Source organism: Arthrobacter sp. MW3 TE3886, assembly GCF_041262145.1.
GTDB lineage: Bacteria > Actinomycetota > Actinomycetes > Actinomycetales > Micrococcaceae > Arthrobacter.
This window is the reverse complement of sequence record NZ_JBGCAN010000001.1, coordinates 225,371-241,917: the sequence shown is the minus strand read 5'-3', so window position 1 is coordinate 241,917 and position 16,547 is coordinate 225,371. Positions and strand designations below refer to the sequence as shown.

Genomic DNA, 16,547 nt, shown 5'->3' with positions numbered 1-16,547 from the left:
GAACTGGACTGCATTCAACTGAATTGTTGGGATTTTCTACGAGGCGACGGACGCGCGGTCCGCAGCTGCGACGATCCTGGCCGCCGTGAGCTGCCCCATCCGGACGGCGCCGTCAACATGCTGGTAGCCCTCGGCCGCAAGGTCCGAGCAGGACCAGTAGATCGGCCCGACCGGCGTCAACTGGTCCTTGCCGTAGCGGTGCAGTCCGCCCAGGTCGTAGCTGGCAGCGTAGGCCCCCCGGGTCCATTCCTCCGAACCCCAGTCGGACTCGTAGTAGACCTCGGGATCCAGGGCCTTTTCGCCGAGGAAGGACGCAATCGATTCGAGGATGGCGCGGCGGCGGTCCTCCGCGCTGAGCTCGAACATGGCGTCGGCCTTCTCATCCGAGACAAAGCCCACCAGCGTGCCGCGCGGGTCCTCGTGGTTTGTGTTGTCGTAGACCTCCTGCACAATGGCGCCGGCGCCGAAGGCGGTTCCGGACAGGCCGTCTTCGCGCCAGAACGGGCTGCTGTAGACGGCGTGGACCTTGATGACCAGGCCAAGTGACTGGTGCTGGTGCATCTGGTGCTGGCGGCGGGGCAACGGCGGGTTAAAGGACACCCGGGTGTAGAGGTTCGGCGGCACGGCCATAATGACGAAACGGGCGTTCACCGTGGCCCGGTCGGAGACGGCCGTGACACGGTAGCCTCCGCTCGCGTCCTCGGCCCAGTTGATGGTGCGGACCGGGCTGCCGAGGACGACGTCGTCGCCCAGTTCAGCGGCCTGCAGCAGCGAAACCTGCTGCATCCCGCCGACAACCCGCTTGTCCAGGATAAAGTCCTCATCCGTGAGGTTGGTGAAGGACCCCGCCGAGGCAGCCATGAGGACGGCCTGCAGGGCGGAGAAGGCGTGGGCCGGTTTGGTCAGCATGCCGCCGGCGATGAACAGGCCGATGTTGTTGCAGGCTTCCTCATCGGTTGAGTTCTGCCGCAGCCAGTGGTGGAAGGAGATGGTGTCCAGCTCGCGGGCCTTGGGGTGTGCCCACGGCTCCTCGGGGTCCATCTCCGCGGCCAGGGAGTCCAGCAGGGCCGTGAGCTTGTCCATTTCGACGGCGGTGGTTTCGCTGACCGGGAAGGTGTCACCGGTGTACAGGGTCCGCTTGCCGTCCGCGCCTATGTAGACGGATTCGCCGTCGCGGTAGCGGGAATAGGTCTGCAGCCCGAGCTCATCCAGGAGCCCCAGGAGCCCCGTCTGGTCCGGCGAGACCCACTGGCCGCCGATCTCGAGCATGGCCCCGTCAACCGTGTCGGTCCAGGTCCGGCCGCCCACGCGGTCCCGCGCCTCGAGCACCGCCACACTGAGCCCGGCCTTCTTCAGCTCGCGGGCGGCGGTCAAGCCTGACGGACCGGCTCCTACGATGACGACGTCGCGGTCAAGTTCCAGCATGATGTTCCTCCCCGTGGCCGCTAGAGTGATGCGGACCACTAAATGAATGGCGTTCATTTAGAATAATAGACCTTCAGCGCGCTTCGGGGAAGACCCTCCGCCTAATGAATTTCGCCCGTAAAGTAGGGGCAGAACGGGCTCACCCCGACACCGCCAGCCAGGCAGAGTAGACAAGCAGAGAAGAAAGGCCCGGAATGACGGCAGCAACCAGCGCCCCCGCCGATCCGCACGGCCCCGCCGCCAAGCCCCGCCGCCGCGCGGGACGGCCCGCCGCGGCCGTGCTGGACCAGAACGGCATCACTTCGGCGGCCCTGCAGCTGATTGGCAAGAGCGGCTACGACGGGTTCACCATGGCTGCCCTGGCGAGGACCCTGAACGTGGCGCCCTCAGCGCTGTACAACCATGTCTCGTCCAAACGGGACGTGCTGGTCCTCGTCCAAGACCACTTGACCTCGTTCGTGGACGTCACCGCCTTCGAGGCCGGGGACTGGGAACAGGCCGTGAGGGATTGGGCCTGGAGCTACCGCGATGTATTTTCCAAGCACACCCCGCTGATCCCCGTCATTGCCGTACTGCCCGTGGCTGACGCGCCCAAGACACTGGCCATGTATGAGGCCGTCAGCGCCGGTTTCAGCCGCGCAGGCTTTCCGCAGGAACGCATTGTCCCGGCCATCGTCGCGATCGAATCCTTCATCTTTGGCTCCGCCTACGACGTCACGGCGCCGGCGGACATCTTCGATTCCGGCACCATGGCCGCGTCGACACCGCATTTCACCGCCGCCGTCCAGCGTCTGGCCGAGGAAGGCCATGAAAAACCGGCCGATGTCGCCTTCAGGATGGGACTTGAGGCACTCCTCGCCGGGCTCGGGGCGCTGCGCGCAGCCTAGCGGGGGTGTCTGTGGGGTAGGTCCGCCGCGGAGTTTCCCCACTTTTGACGGACCGACGCCGCCAAACACCGGCGGGTCGGCGCAACACGCCGGCCTGAGCCTTCGAATGCGGGGAACCCCGGAAACCCCGACGCCGGCCGCCTCCGCGTGGGTTAAACGAAAGAACCCCGGTCCAAGACCGGGGTTCTTTCGATTGCGTGCGCGAGGGGGGATTTGAACCCCCACGCCCTTTCGGACACTGGCACCTGAAGCCAGCGCGTCTGCCGTTCCGCCACTCGCGCGCAACTTCTTCCACTCGGATAGGGCCGGTTTCCCGGACCGCCAACCTCGTAAAAGCAGCGAGATCAAGCATAACGGACAATTGCCGGAAAACACCAATCGAGCCCCCGGCCCCCCTGCTTGGGGTCGTTTGGCGGCCACATTTGCCCGGCCGCCGGACGTCACGTGGGGACCCGGTGAGGCAGCCCGGCCGGCGGTGTCCACGCACGTCAGGGCCCGGCAGCCGCTCATTTTGACGCCGCCACCGCGGCGTCCGTTGAGGCCATTCCCAGACACGCCCAGTAGTATCTGATGTAGGAGTGTCCGCTGAGCGCGGGCTCGCAAAAGTTGGAAACCGAGTTCCGGAACGAGCGCTGCCCTGCAGCCAACAGGAAAGGAGAAGGACCATGGGATTGCTGGACAAAGTCGAGCGCGGCATCGAAAAGGCCGTCCGCGGAGTCTTCTCCACCGGTTCCCGCGCCCAGGTTGAGCCTGTCGAGATCGCGAGCCGCCTCCGCACCGAAGTGGACAACAAGGCCATCACGATCGCCGCGGGACGCACCCTGGCCCCCAACGTTTTTGACGTACTCCTCAGCAGCGACGACTTCCAGCGCGCCCAGGAATGGGGCACACCGCTCGCGGAGGAACTGTGCGACGTCGTCATCAACCATGTCCGGAGCCAGGGCTACACTCTCCAGGGCCCGGTCCGGATCAGTTTCCGCCGCGATGAGGAGCAACGTGCCGGGAATTTCGACATCACGTCGCGGACCGAGAAAGCCTCCGCCCCTTCCGTGCCCGCGCAGCCGGGCGTCCATGGCAACGTACCGGCGGCCCCGACACGCCAGCCGGCCCAGCTTCAGCCGGTACTGGACATTGACGGCCAGCGCTATTCGCTGAACGCGCCCTCAATCGTTCTCGGACGGTCCTCCGAAGCAGACATCCTTATTGACGACACCGGCGTTTCGCGCCGCCACCTGGAAATCCGGACTGGGCCTGGTACGGCCCAGGCGATCGATCTCGGCTCCACGAACGGCAGCTACGTCAACGGCCAAAAGATCGTGGGCAGTTCGGATCTTGCTGACGGCGCCACGATCATGATGGGACGAACCAAAATCATCTTCCGCCTACTGCCCGCCCACCCAGGCGGCCGCGCATGAGCGAATTGACCATCACGGCCCTGCGTTTCGGGTTCCTCATCCTCCTGTGGGTGCTGATTTTCAGCATCGTCTCGGCCATGCGCCGCGATCTGATGATCGGCCGCAAGGCGGCGGCCGGGGCCCCCACGGCACGCCAGGTGCGCAAGAATCCTTCCCTCGCCGAACCGCCGCCGGCCCCCGTCAAACAGCAGGCCCGCCAGCTGATCGTGACCGAGGGACCGTTGAAGGGCACCACCATCGCCCTCGCGGCGAGTCCCATCCTCCTTGGCCGGGCACAGGAAGCCACCCTCGTCCTGGAGGACGACTACGCCTCGGGCCGCCATGCCCGCCTGTTCCCGCAGGGCAGCCGCTGGTTCATCGAGGACCTTGGCTCCACTAATGGCACGTATCTGGCAGACCAGCAGCTGACCCGGGCCCTCCCGGTGGAGCTGGGCGTCCCCGTGAGAATCGGCAAGACGGTCATCGAATTGAGGCCGTAGCCATGGCTGCCCCGGAATTTCCCGCAGACAGGGCCGAAGGCAAAACACCTGCCCCGAAGCGGCCGCTCATCATGCGCTACGCCGCGCGTTCAGACGTCGGCCGAATACGCGCCAAGAATGACGACTCCGCCTACGTCGGCCGGCACCTAGCCGTCGTTGCCGACGGCATGGGTGGCCATGCCGGCGGCGACGTCGCCTCCGCCGCGACCGTCCTGGACATGATCCACCTGGACCATGACGACTACGACGGCGACGCCGGCACCGTCCTCGCCGACGAAATCCAGACGGCCAACTCCCTGCTGTCAGAACTGGTCCACATCAATCCCAAACTCGCCGGGATGGGTACCACGGTCACGGCCCTGCTCCTCGCCGAAGGAAAGCTCCACTTCGCCCACATCGGCGACTCCCGGGCCTACCGGCTGCGCGACGGCGAGTTCGAACAGGTCAGTGTCGACCACACCTTCGTCCAGCGGCTCATCGATGAGGGCCGGCTCCGCCCCGAAGAGGCCGAAACACATCCGCACAAGAACGTCCTCATGCGCGTGCTGGGGGACGTCGATGCCAGCCCGGAGCTGGATCTCGACACACTGCCTGTCCAGGCCGGGGAACGATGGCTGCTCTGCTCGGACGGCCTGAACTACGTGGCCGGCCACGTCGTGGAGCGCACCGTCCGGGAGACGAAGGACCTGGGCGAATGCGCCGACCTGCTGATTGAACTGACGCTGGAAGCTGGCGCCCCGGACAACGTGACCGTGGTGGTAATCGACATCGCCGAGCCGACCCGCGATGACGTCCGAACCGCCGCCGTCGACGTCGTTCCCGCGCCCGCAGCCGCCGGGACGTCGGCGCCCGCCGCATCGGCCGGGCCCCTGGCCGGCAGCACCGTCGGTGCCGCGAAAACCCCCGGCGAGTCCGGAACAAAAGACAACTCCGCCCAGGACACCGGGTCCGCCGCGCCGGCCGCGGCGGCAGGAGCATCCGGCCCGCCGCCGGCCGACCCTGCCACAGGGTCCCCGGCCGGCGGCACGCCGCCGGCGGCCGCCGCGCAGAAGGCCGCCGAGGGCAAGGAGCCCGAGACCACCACCGACCCGCACCTGGGCGAACACCTCTCGGCCGAAGTCCTGCGTGAAGAACTCTCCATGCGCCCCCACGAACTTGTCGGGGCCGCCGCCGCAGCAGCGAAATCAGGGTCCATTCCTTCCATCGCCGGACGCACAGTGGCCCGGCGCGCGGCCACGGTCCTCACGCACAAGTCCGAACAGGACCGCGAGGAGGCCGAGGACTTCAGGCCCGCCGGTCGGCCGCGCCGGTGGCTCACGGTATCCATTGCCGCAGCGATCGTCTCGCTGCTGGCCGTCGGGCTCTGGCTTGGCTACGCCTGGACCCAGACGCGCTACTACATCGGCGAACACGATCAGCATGTGGCCATCTTCAACGGCGTCTCGCAGCGTCTCGGACCCATCCAGCTTTCCACCCTCGAAGCGGTAACCGATATCAAGATGTCCGACCTTCCCGAATTTTCGCAGCAGCGGGTGCGCCAGACGGTGCCCGCCCGCGATCTCTACGACGCGCAGCGGATCGTCAAAAACCTGGAACGCACCGGCACGACCGCCCCGGCCGATGAATGCCTCACCCCGTCCCCCGCAGCGACGGCCGCCGGCGCCACCCCGTCCCCCGGCACGACAGCCAAGCCGGGCTCCACGGCGACGCCAGGTGCCGCGGCCTCCCCTGGAGCGGCCAAGCCGTCGCCATCCGCCACCCCGACTACGAATTGCGAGGGGGCCAAATGACACCCATCGACCCCGTGCCCAGGCCACGACGAAACGTGGAGCTTGTCCTCCTGGTCCTCGCCCTCGCTGTCGGGATCGGCGCCCAGGCACTCGTGGGCGTGGACCGGCAGAAAGCGTTCGATACCGACTTCTGGTTCCAGTCCGGACTCCTCGCGCTGGCCGCCCTCGCCTTCCATGTGGTGCTGCGGCTCCGCGCAAAATATGCCGATCCGGTAATACTTCCGCTTGTGGTCGCCCTTAACGGGCTGGGCCTGGCCATGATCCACCGGCTGGACAGGGTGGGCGAAGACACCGGCAACAACCAGCTGCGCTGGACCCTGGTGGCCATGGCGGTTGCGATCGCGGTCATTTGGTTCCTCAAGGACCACCGGGTCCTGCGCCGCTTCACGTACATTTCGCTGGCCATCAGCGCCGTGCTCCTCATCCTGCCGCTGGTTCCCGGCATCTCGGCCGGAGAGGTCCTGGGTGCGAGCGTCTGGATCAAGATCGGTTCCATGACCTTCCAGCCGGGTGAAATCGCCAAGATCACGCTGGCCATCTTCTTTGCCGGGTATCTGTCGTCGAACCGGGACCTGATCCTGCTGGCCGGCCGCAAGATCGGCCCGGTACAGTTCCCGCGGTTCAAGGACATGGGCCCCATGATCACCGCCTGGCTCGTGAGCATCGGCGTGCTGGTCTTCCAGCGTGACCTCGGGTCCTCGATCCTGTTCTTCGGCCTGTTCCTCGTCATGATCTACGTCGCCACGAGCCGCATCAGCTGGGTGATCATCGGCCTGGTGCTGATTGCCGTCGGCGGCTTCGTCGCTGCCCGCGTGTTCTCGCACGTGGCCCTGCGGATCGACGGCTGGCTCAACGCCTTCACCGATGAGGTCTACGGCCGGCAGTTCGGCGGCAGCCTCCAAATTGTCGAAGGCCTGTTCGGCATGGCCAACGGCGGCCTGGTCGGCACCGGCCTCGGCCAGGGCCGGCCCAACCTGGTCCCCTTCGCCAACAGCGACATGATCATCGCCTCCTTTGGTGAGGAACTCGGCCTGATCGGCGTCTTTGCGATCGTCCTGATGTACCTGCTGCTGTTCACCCGGGGCTTCCGTGCCGCGCTGGGCACCCGCGACGCGTTCGGCAAACTGCTCGCCACCGGGCTCTCGTTCGCGATTGCGCTGCAGTGCTTTGTGGTGATCGGCGGCGTGACGCGCCTGATCCCGCTGACCGGACTTACGACGCCGTTCCTCGCCGCCGGCGGGTCCTCGCTCCTGGCGAACTGGATCATTGTGGGTTTGCTGCTCATGATTTCGCACTCCGCGCGCGGCCCGGTGGATACAACGCCGCTGCCGCCCGGCCAGGAACCGGGTGCCCGCAAGAACTTCCCCGTGCTGCCGTCCAAACCGGCGCCGGATCCCCGAAACAGTCCCGACGCACCCACCGAGGCGGTGAAACAGCTGTGAACCAGGCCATCCGCAATTCATGGATTGCCGCCATCGCGATGTTCGTGCTGGTCTTCGGCGCGCTGAGCTATGTGCAGGTGGTCGGCGCCGACGAGCTCAAGGCCAACGCCTGGAACAGGCGCGCCATCCTGCAGAACTACTGCAACGACCGCGGTGCCATCATTGTCGGCGGCACCCCGGTGGCAGAGTCCGTGCCCGCCACGGAGAGCTGCAAATTCCAGCGGACGTACTCCCAGCCGGAGCTCTACGCGGGTGTCACCGGCTACTTCTCCAAGAACTACGGCCTCACCGGACTCGAGAAGTCCATGAACGATGTCCTGGCCGGCAGCTCGGACCAGCAGTTCCTGGACCGGGTGGGCCAGTTGTTCCTCGGCAACCAGCCCAAGGGCGCGTCCGTGGAGCTGACCCTGGACCCTAAGCTCCAGAAGCTGGCGTACGACCTCATCCCGGACGGCATTCGCGGGCATATCGTGGTCACCAACCCGAAGACCGGCGCGGTCCTGGCCATGGTCTCCAAGCCGTCCTATGACCCCAACCTGATTGCCACCCAGGACGCTGCCGCCGAACAGGCCAACTACACCGAGTTGAACCAGGTCCCCGGGATCAACCTGAACCAGAACGTCTCCGGACCCACGGGCGAGCTGCTGGCACCGGGATCAGTTTTCAAGCTCATCGACACCTCTGCGGCGCTGAAATCGGGCAAGTACAACAAGGACAGCGACCTGCCCAACCCGGCCGAAATGTCCTTCCCCGGCATCGACTACAAGCTGCCCAACTATGCGGGCGGCAACTGCTACACGCGCACGACGGCGTCGTTCGCGTTTGCCCTGCAGCAGTCCTGCAACACACCGTTCGCCAGCATCGCCCTGGACCTGGGGCAGAAGGCCATCGGAGACGAGGCCGGGAAATTTGGCTTCGGCCAGGACTTCGGCGACCAGCTCAAGCTGGACAGCGCCCCAAGCTTCTTCCCGAGCGAACCGCTGGACGACGCCGGGCTGGCGCAGTCCTCGATCGGCCAGCGCGATGTCCGCGCCACGCCGCTGCAGATCAACACCATGACGGCGGCGATCGCCAACGACGGAGTGCAGATGCAGCCGAACCTGATCAAGGCCGTACGCGCCCCTGACCTGCGCACGATCAGCGAACCGAAACCGCAGGCCCTGCGCACCGCCACGACTCCGGAAATCGCACGGCAGATCAACGAGTGGATGGTCAGCGTCGTCGACGACGGCATCGCCAGCCGTGCGGCCGTGCCCGGTGTTCAGGTGGCCGGCAAGACCGGTACCGCGGAACTCGGCAACGGCCTGAACAATTCTTGGTTTACCGGGTTTGCCCCGGCAAACGACCCGCAAGTGGCCGTCACCATCGTCATGGAAGGCGTAGACATCACCACTGGCGCAAACCTAACCAGTCCGAACGCGAAGAAGATTTTTGAGGCGGTGTTGAATAAGTGAGGCCTACTTCGGGAATCACCCTCGGCGGCAGATTCCAGCTGACCACGCGCATTGCGATCGGCGGCATGGGAGAAGTCTGGAAAGCCAAAGACCTGATCCTTGGCCGCATTGTCGCCATCAAGGTGCTCAAGGAGGAATACACGGGCGACCCCGGATTCCTGCAGCGCTTCCGCGCCGAGGCACGCCATACCGCCCTCCTGAACCACGTGGGCATCGCCAACGTCTTCGATTACGGCGAGGAAGAGGGTTCCGCCTACCTGGTCATGGAACTGGTTCCGGGCCAGCCCCTGAGCAGCATCATCGAGCACGAACAGGTGCTGTCCCCGGACCGCACCCTTTCGATGATCGCGCAGACGGCGCGTGCCCTGGCCGTCGCCCACGCGCAGGGCCTCGTGCACCGCGACATCAAGCCGGGAAACCTGCTCATCACCCCCGACGGCCGCGTCAAGGTCACCGACTTCGGCATCGCGCGCCTGGCCGACCAGGTTCCGCTGACCCAGACCGGCCAGGTGATGGGCACCGCCCAATACCTGGCACCGGAACAGGCCACGGGGCAGACCGCCACCGGAGCCTCGGACATCTACTCCCTCGGCGTGATCGGCTACGAGTGCCTCACGGGCCACCGGCCGTTCTCCGGGGAATCCCAGATCGCCATCGCGCTGGCCCAGGTCAACGACGCACCGCCGCCGCTGCCGGACACGCTGCCCAGGCCCGTCCGCGCCCTGCTGATGTCCATGCTGGCCAAGGATCCGAAGAACCGCCCGGCCGACGCCATCAAGCTCTCTGAGGCGGCCGAGGCCATCCGCAACGGTGATATCGCCGCCGCACACGCAGCTGTGCCGGGCATGCTGCTCTTCGAGGCAGCCACCGGACCCATCACGGCCCCCGTCGACGTCCCCACAGCGGCCACCAGCGTCATTGGCTCCAACGCGGCAGAGGACAAGTCGACGTCCGCGACGTCCGCGCTGCCGGTCGTGGGCGCCGCGGGTGCAGGTGCAGCCGCGGGCCTGGCAGCCGGCGCTGCCGCCGCCAGCGGCTACGGCGCCCGCAACGCGCTCAACCGCGCCGATGCCCTGGCGGCCGAGCGGAGCTGGGTGCAGGAAGAGGAAGAGGAAGACTACGACGAACCGGAGGAGCCGAAGCGCCGCGGGCGCAGCCCGTGGACGTGGCCGCTGATTGCGCTGATCCTGCTGGTGGTGTTCGCCTTGGTCGGTGTGGTCCTGAGCCAGGCCGGCAGTCTCTTCCCCTCGCAGGGTCCGGCCACGAGCAGTGCCACGTCCAGCATCGCGAAGCCGAGCAGTGCCACGCCGTCGGCGTCGTCCGCTTCCCCGTCCGAGACCCCCACCCCCACGCCCACCTCCGCGACACCCACCGAGTCCACCCCGGCAGCGGTCAACCTGATCCCGGATGCCTACCTGGGGCGGCCTTTCAACGAGGTCCGCAACGAGCTGATCGGCAAGGGGCTGCAGGTCACCGGTGCTGAAGTTGTCAATGACGCGACGCCGGGCACAGTCACCAACATCGACCCCTCCGGTCCGGTCCAGCCCGGGACCACCATCACCGTCAGCTACTCCAAGGGCCCGGAAATGGTCGAGGTCCCGTCCATCAAGGCAGGCACCAGCGAGGCTGGGGCCCAGCAGGCTATCCAGGACGCCGGGTTGCGCTGGGCCAAGGGAGCCGATGTCAGTCCCACGAACAAGAATGAAGATCCGGGTACCTTCGTCAGCTCCGAGCCTCCTTCCGGGTCCAAAGTGGCCGCCGGAAGCGTCGTGACCTACCACCTCGCCAAGGCCACGACCACATCCCCTTCACCTACCAAGTCCGGACCCTAAACGATCATGAGCAATACACCCCGCACTCCGTCGCACAGGGAGGAACGCCCGGCGAACACGCAGCGCGTCCTCAGCGGGCGCTATGAGCTGGGTGAGCTGATCGGCCGTGGCGGCATGGCGGATGTTTTCCGCGGCCTCGACACCCGGCTGGGACGCACCGTGGCCGTCAAGCTGCTCCGCCCGGACCTGGCCCGGGACCCGCAGTTCCAGGCCCGGTTCAAGCGCGAGGCCCAGGCCGTCGCGGCACTCAACCACCCGTCGATCGTGGCCGTCTTCGACACTGGGGACCACGCGGTCCCCGGTGACCACGACGACAGCGTCCGGGTGCCCTACATCGTGATGGAGTTCGTTTCCGGCAAGACCATCCGCGACATGGTGCGGGCCAAGGACGTGACCATCGATCAGGCGATCGATTTCACGCTGGGTGTGCTGTCCGCACTCGATTACAGCCACAAGGCCGGAATCGTGCACCGCGACATCAAGCCCGCCAACGTGATGTTTTGCCCGGATTCAAACAGCGTCAAGGTCATGGACTTCGGAATCGCCCGCGCCATGGCGGACTCATCCGCCACCATGACGCAGACGCAGGCCGTCGTCGGCACCGCCCAGTACCTGTCCCCGGAACAGGCCCGCGGCGAAGCGGTCGACGCGCGCAGCGACCTGTACTCCGCAGGATGCCTTCTCTACGAGATGCTGACCGGCCGGCCGCCGTTCATCGGCGACAGCCCCGTCTCTGTGGCCTACCAGCACGTTCGCGAGATCCCCGAGCCCGCCAGCAGCCTCAACCCGGACGTCTCTGCCGCGCTGGACAGCGTGTTGATGAAGGCCCTGCAGAAGAACCGCGCCGACCGTTTCCAGGACGCCGCCGCCTTCCGCCGCGCCCTGCGGGCCGCACGCAGTGGCGTTCCGGTGACGGCGCCGTCCGCCAGCGAGGCCCCCACCGACCCCACCAACGCGGTTCCCCGGCACGACCCCCTGGCGCCCACGGCGGCTTTCTCCCTGACCGGAGCCAAGTTCCTCGACGATTCCCCCGGCGGCCGGCTGCGGCCCGCCGAAGAAACGCCCGACGACGAGGAAGTGCTGCAGCCGGCAGGCACCGAACTCTATGGCATTGCGGACACCGGAAGCCTGCCCCTGGCGCTGCCGGTCGAACGCGAGCACACCCCGCGCCAGAAGACGCGCCGCCGCACCTGGATCGCGACGCTCGTGGTCCTCACACTGCTGGTGCTGGCCGGCGGCGGCCTCTGGCTGTACAACCTCATGAATCAGGCCCCGCCACAGGCAACCAAGGTGCTGGTTCCCACAGTGACGTCCCTGACGGAATCGGAGGCCCTGCAAAGGCTGTACAACGCAGGCTTCAAGCCACAGCTCCAACGGCTGCAGCACGAGAGCATCCCCAAAGGCACCGCGATTGGCACCGTGCCGACGTCGGGGAGTTCCATGGACGCCAACTCGGACATCATCCTCAACATCTCCGAAGGCCCCAGCGCGATCACCATCCCGACGGACCTGCCCGGCCGGACCGAGGCGGCCGCCCGCGATCTTCTCCACCAAACGGGACTGACTGGCGCCCTCACCACCAAGATGTCCAACAGCCCCACGGTTCCGGTCGGCATTGTCATCACCACCAACCCGGCCCCGGGCCAGGTTGTGGCCGTGGCGGACCCGGTCGAAATCGTCGTCTCCACGGGCAAGGTGGCTGTGCCGCAGCTGATCGGGCTGCCGCTGGCGGAGGCGGAAGCGAAACTGAAGGAGCAGGGCCTGGTGCTCAAGGCCACCGAAGTGGAGAATTCCCAGGTGGCTCCTGGCAAGGTGACAGGCCAGGCCGATGCCGCGGATTCGCTCGTGGAACAGGGCAAGACCATCACCGTGACCGTGGCGAAGGCACCGGCTCCGCCTCCACCGCCGTCGCCCACGCCGTCGCCCACCAAGAGCGCGTCGAAAGAAGACGCAGCCCTTGGCGGACTGTTCCCCTAATCCGGTCGGGGAACCGAACGTGCCGGCGGCCGCCGCACTGTCCGCGCCGTCACGTGCAGTGCCGGGTCAGTGCTTGATGAGCGGGCTCAGGTCCGCTGCCCGTTCGGCAGCGCCCGCCATGCCGAGTGACTCCAGCCAATTGCCGAGCATCTGGTAGCCGCCTTCGGTCAGGACGGATTCAGGGTGGAACTGGACGCCGCACAGCGGGGCGGTGCGATGCTGCAGGCCCATCACCACACCGGTGCCCGTTTCCGCGGTGATCTCCAGGACCTCGGGGATGCTCTCGCGGACAGCGGCCAGCGAATGATAACGGGTGGCCGTGAGGGGCGAGGGGAGCCCCGCAAAGACGCTGGTTCCATGGTGTTCGACGAGCGAAGTCTTGCCGTGCATCAGTTCGGGAGCGTGCGTCACGGTTCCGCCGTAGGCCTCCGCCAGCGCCTGGTGCCCCAGGCACACACCCAGCATGGGCTTCTCGTGGCTGCCGCACCACTTGATCAGCTCAATGCAGACGCCGGCCCCCGCCGGATTCCCCGGACCGGGAGAGATGAGGACCCCGTCCCGCGCCTCGGCCATCTCGATCGCCTCGGCGAGCGTGACGTCGTCGTTGCGGACCACGGTGGTCTCCGCACCGAGCTCCTGGAGATAGCCGACCAGGGTGTAGACAAAGCTGTCGTAGTTGTCTACGACCAGGATCTTGGTTGTGCTCATGGGTGCCTTGCTGAACCAATCGTTGAATCTGTTAACTGGGTGAATTGCGCCAGCCAGGGAAAAAGGAACTGAACCATCAATACCAGTGCTCCGGCCACCAGCACCAGCGCGGTCGCAATCCTGAGCCACAAGGGCCCGGGAAGGCGGCGGAAAAGCCAGCCATACATGCGTCAGCCGGCCCCGGCCGCGCGGGCCGCCCGTGAAATTTCAGCCGGCGGTCCGGCGGAAAGGGACTGCCACCGCTCCAGCAGGGCGTAGGCCACAAAGCGTTCCTCGGAGCCAAACCGCGGGTTGCAGCTCGTCATGGTCAGGTAGCTCTCCGTCGGCGCGGCCCCCGGCCGCATTGGCACCGGTAACAGGACGTCGGTCCGCGACGGGAGGACTGTCTGGCTGTTCCGGAACACGTAGACATAGTAGCCCTCACGGGTCTGGACGTAGATCCGGTCGCCGGGCACCAGGGCGTCGATATGGTCCAGGACGGCGCCGTGGGTCTGCCGGTGCCCGGCCACGGCGAAGTTTCCCGCAGCCCCTGGCATGGCCGTGCCCTGATAGTGTCCGATGCCCAGGGTGTCCAACACTGCCGGGGTGGTTCCCTGAACGATGGGACGCGTGTATCCGGCGCCGAAACGGGGAACATACAGGATGCCGATAGTCGCGCCCTCCGCCGGTTCGGGCGCGGCGTCGGGTTCCGCGGCACCAGCCGCCGGCAGCCCGGGCGCCGCGGGAGCGGCTGCTCCATTCCCGCGGGCAAAGTCGTGCACAACCTCGCGCTGCCGGGCATCGGAGGCCACGTTCGTCCACCACAACTGCCACGCCACAAAGAGCAGGACGATGGCACCCGCGGTCATGAGCAGCTCGCCGGCGACCTGGACGGTGCGCAGGACCGGCCCGCGGCGGCCGCGAGCCGTCCGGCCGGATCCTTGCTCCAACTCCAGCACTGCGGGTTCTCCTCCAAGGCGGTTCCGGGGTCCACGGTGTGGCCGGAACTACAGCTAGAATTGTGCGACAAATGAATTTGAACTTGACCAAGAGCGCGTTGGCCGGCGGGGGCCTCGCTTCCTGCAGGATACCAAGCCACATTTGCCGCTCTTGTTCCAGCCCGCCAAGGAGGATCAGTGCCCGAGTCGAAGCCGCGTAAAAGGACTGCCCGTGTGGCCCCGCAGACTTCTGCCGCGGAGGCCTACAAGCCCAATCCGGTCTGGTTCAAGCCCGTCATGTTCGGCCTGATGATCATTGGCCTGCTGTGGATCATCACGTTCTACATCACCGAGGGCGCCTTCCCGGTTCAGGCTTGGGGCTCGATGAACATCGTCGCCGGCTTTGGAATCGCGATCATCGGCTTCCTGATGACCACACGCTGGCGTTCCTGAACCAGGCCCGCGCGGCGCACATCCCTGACGGGCCGGTACACACAGTGTGCCGGCCCGCCACCGTTAAACCACGGCATTAATCCCGGCCCAACGAAGGAATCCAGATGACTCCGGCAGTGAACGGCTCAACCATTGGCGACGACGGACTGGCGCGGCCGGCGTGGGCGGCCGTGGATCCCATGCTGCGCGAGTACTACGACTCCGAGTGGGGCATGCCCGTCCGGGATGAACAGGGCCTCTACGAACGCATCAGCCTCGAGGGGTTCCAGGCGGGGCTGTCCTGGGCGACGATCCTGCGCAAGCGGCCCGCTTTCCGCGCGGCGTTCAAGGACTTCGACCCGGAACTGGTGGCGCTCTTCACGGACGCCGATGTGGAGCGGCTCATGCTCGATGCCGGGATCGTCCGGAACCGGCTGAAGATCCAGGCAACCGTCACCAACGCCCGGGCCACTCTGGCGTTGAGGGACGAAGGCGGCCTGGTTGACTTCGTGTGGGCGTTCCAGCCGGCCGCCACACCCCGGCCAAGCTCCCTCGATCAGGTCCCCACCACCTCTGCCGAGTCCATCGCGCTCTCCAAGGCGCTGCGCAAGAAGGGCTTCGCCTTCGTCGGACCCACCACGATGTTCGCGCTCATGGAGGCCATCGGAATGGTGGACACCCATCTGCTGGACAGCCACCGGCGCGGGTCATCGGGCGTCTGGCCGCAGTGACCCGGCGGCGTCCCGCCTCCTTATCCACAGCTGTGCACAAGTCTGGGGAAACTTATCCACATTGTTCATAAGTTTCCGGGTCTTCATGCGGTTCGGCTGAGTTTCGAGGCCACGGCGGGGCGCAAAGCCACTGATGAGATTCCCGGCCGGACCTGAATTACACCCTTGTAAGTTATTAACAATGTGGATTTCCTGTGGACAAGCTCACCGGTCCGGGCAACAGGCCCCGGATGGCGCCGCGGCCCCGGCCGCACGCCGCACGTGCGTCCGCCTTGGAGCACGGCGGCCATACAACAAGGTGGCCTGTCCCGACACCTACGCACCGGCCGAGTTATCCACTTAATAACAGCCCACTACCCACAAGTTATCCACAGCTGGGGATAACGTTCGGGGATTCGGAGCCGCAATCCCCGCTGCGGGGCCATGAGCCGGGTGAATTCCCGCAGATGCTCAGACCATCAAGTTATTAACACTGTGAATAACCCTGTTGAAACACACCGCGGCAGGTCCGCGGCCCATAGTGTCCGGCTCCCGCCGCGGGCTGGCGGGCAGACCTGCGGGCGGGGACACACCGCACACGCTGGCAGCGCTCCGGCGACCGGCTGCTGGGCCGCATGGAGAGCGCGGGCGTGCGGCGTGCAGTCCGGTCCGGAACGCGACAGAGCTGGTCCGGTTCGGGAACCTTGAACGGAGGTCAGGCAGTCGCCCTGCGGCGCGTGCTGTGGGGCGGCGGGGGCCGGGTCCGGCCTGGCGCCGCCCGGGCAAGGCAACAGGCCCTCAGCGCGCAAAGTTGTCCACTTACTCACAGGGCAACCCACAGAAGTTATCCACAGGTGTGGAGATCCGGTCCGCCGCGTCGCCTCCAGGCCGGAAAATCGCCAGCCCGGGCGGTCAGACCCGGGTCGCCACCGTGAACTACACGCTTGTAAGTTATTAACAATGTGGATAACCACTGTGGAAAACTTTCGGATCCGCGCCTGTGAATTCAGACGTGGCGGCCCGGACAGCGTGTGCACCGGGAGAGGTCCACAGAGGGAGGGACCAGCGGGGGAACGGCC

The 16,547-nt window shown here is 66.5% G+C and carries 13 protein-coding genes and 1 tRNA gene; 10 read left to right on the top strand and 4 right to left on the bottom strand.

Features of this window, described 5'->3' with window-relative positions; translation table 11 throughout:
- Positions 1 to 36: 36 nt before the first annotated feature.
- Complete coding sequence (locus tag ABH915_RS01125; protein ID WP_018775644.1) at positions 37 to 1,425, bottom strand: NAD(P)/FAD-dependent oxidoreductase; 1,389 nt, start codon at positions 1,423 to 1,425, stop codon at positions 37 to 39.
- Between the two features lie 194 nt (positions 1,426 to 1,619).
- Between ABH915_RS01125 and ABH915_RS01120 the strand changes: the two genes are divergently transcribed.
- Positions 1,620 to 2,312, top strand: a complete 693-nt coding sequence (locus ABH915_RS01120) for a TetR/AcrR family transcriptional regulator (protein WP_370116850.1) — start codon at positions 1,620 to 1,622, stop codon at positions 2,310 to 2,312.
- A gap of 198 nt (positions 2,313 to 2,510) precedes the next feature.
- On the opposite strand, the gene ABH915_RS01115 is transcribed toward ABH915_RS01120, so the two are convergent.
- Positions 2,511 to 2,593, bottom strand: a tRNA-Leu gene (locus ABH915_RS01115).
- Between the two features lie 384 nt (positions 2,594 to 2,977).
- Between ABH915_RS01115 and ABH915_RS01110 the strand changes: the two genes are divergently transcribed.
- The 7 genes from ABH915_RS01110 to pknB are packed head-to-tail and all read left to right on the top strand — an operon-like array spanning position 2,978 to position 12,701.
- Entirely contained in the window at positions 2,978 to 3,727 is a 750-nt protein-coding gene (locus ABH915_RS01110) for a DUF3662 and FHA domain-containing protein (RefSeq protein WP_018775646.1), read from the top strand.
- On the top strand, positions 3,724 to 4,206 hold the full coding sequence (locus ABH915_RS01105; RefSeq protein ID WP_018775647.1) for an FHA domain-containing protein: 483 nt from the start codon (positions 3,724 to 3,726) through the stop codon (positions 4,204 to 4,206). The genes ABH915_RS01110 and ABH915_RS01105 overlap by 4 nt, the downstream gene beginning before the upstream one ends.
- Before the next feature lie 2 nt (positions 4,207 to 4,208).
- Entirely contained in the window at positions 4,209 to 5,996 is a 1,788-nt protein-coding gene (locus ABH915_RS01100) for a PP2C family serine/threonine-protein phosphatase (protein ID WP_370116845.1), read from the top strand.
- Positions 5,993 to 7,438 carry an FtsW/RodA/SpoVE family cell cycle protein gene (locus ABH915_RS01095; protein ID WP_370116842.1) on the top strand — a complete coding sequence of 482 codons (1,446 nt, stop codon included), beginning with the start codon at positions 5,993 to 5,995 and terminating at the stop codon, positions 7,436 to 7,438. Before ABH915_RS01100 ends, ABH915_RS01095 begins: the two co-directional genes overlap by 4 nt.
- A complete protein-coding gene (locus ABH915_RS01090; protein ID WP_018775650.1) occupies positions 7,435 to 8,892 on the top strand; it encodes a penicillin-binding protein 2 in 1,458 nt (485 codons plus the stop codon). The genes ABH915_RS01095 and ABH915_RS01090 overlap by 4 nt, the downstream gene beginning before the upstream one ends.
- Positions 8,889 to 10,724, top strand: a complete 1,836-nt coding sequence (locus tag ABH915_RS01085) for a protein kinase (protein ID WP_370116839.1) — start codon at positions 8,889 to 8,891, stop codon at positions 10,722 to 10,724. The genes ABH915_RS01090 and ABH915_RS01085 overlap by 4 nt, the downstream gene beginning before the upstream one ends.
- A gap of 6 nt (positions 10,725 to 10,730) precedes the next feature.
- The gene (pknB, locus tag ABH915_RS01080) at positions 10,731 to 12,701 is read left to right on the top strand and encodes a Stk1 family PASTA domain-containing Ser/Thr kinase (protein WP_370116836.1); all 1,971 of its coding nucleotides are present in this window, start codon (positions 10,731 to 10,733) and stop codon (positions 12,699 to 12,701) included.
- A gap of 66 nt (positions 12,702 to 12,767) precedes the next feature.
- Here the strand turns inward: pknB and ABH915_RS01075 are convergent, their stop codons facing one another.
- Positions 12,768 to 13,409, bottom strand: coding sequence for an aminodeoxychorismate/anthranilate synthase component II (locus tag ABH915_RS01075; RefSeq protein WP_018775653.1), 642 nt, complete (start codon positions 13,407 to 13,409; stop codon positions 12,768 to 12,770).
- A 170-nt stretch (positions 13,410 to 13,579) separates the two neighbouring features.
- Entirely contained in the window at positions 13,580 to 14,347 is a 768-nt protein-coding gene (locus tag ABH915_RS01070; RefSeq protein WP_370116832.1) for a class E sortase, read from the bottom strand.
- Between the two features lie 177 nt (positions 14,348 to 14,524).
- Between ABH915_RS01070 and ABH915_RS01065 the strand changes: the two genes are divergently transcribed.
- Entirely contained in the window at positions 14,525 to 14,779 is a 255-nt protein-coding gene (locus tag ABH915_RS01065; protein ID WP_026266806.1) for a cell division protein CrgA, read from the top strand.
- A 104-nt stretch (positions 14,780 to 14,883) separates the two neighbouring features.
- Positions 14,884 to 15,489 carry a DNA-3-methyladenine glycosylase I gene (locus ABH915_RS01060; protein ID WP_370116828.1) on the top strand — a complete coding sequence of 202 codons (606 nt, stop codon included), beginning with the start codon at positions 14,884 to 14,886 and terminating at the stop codon, positions 15,487 to 15,489.
- Positions 15,490 to 16,547 lie beyond the last annotated feature (1,058 nt).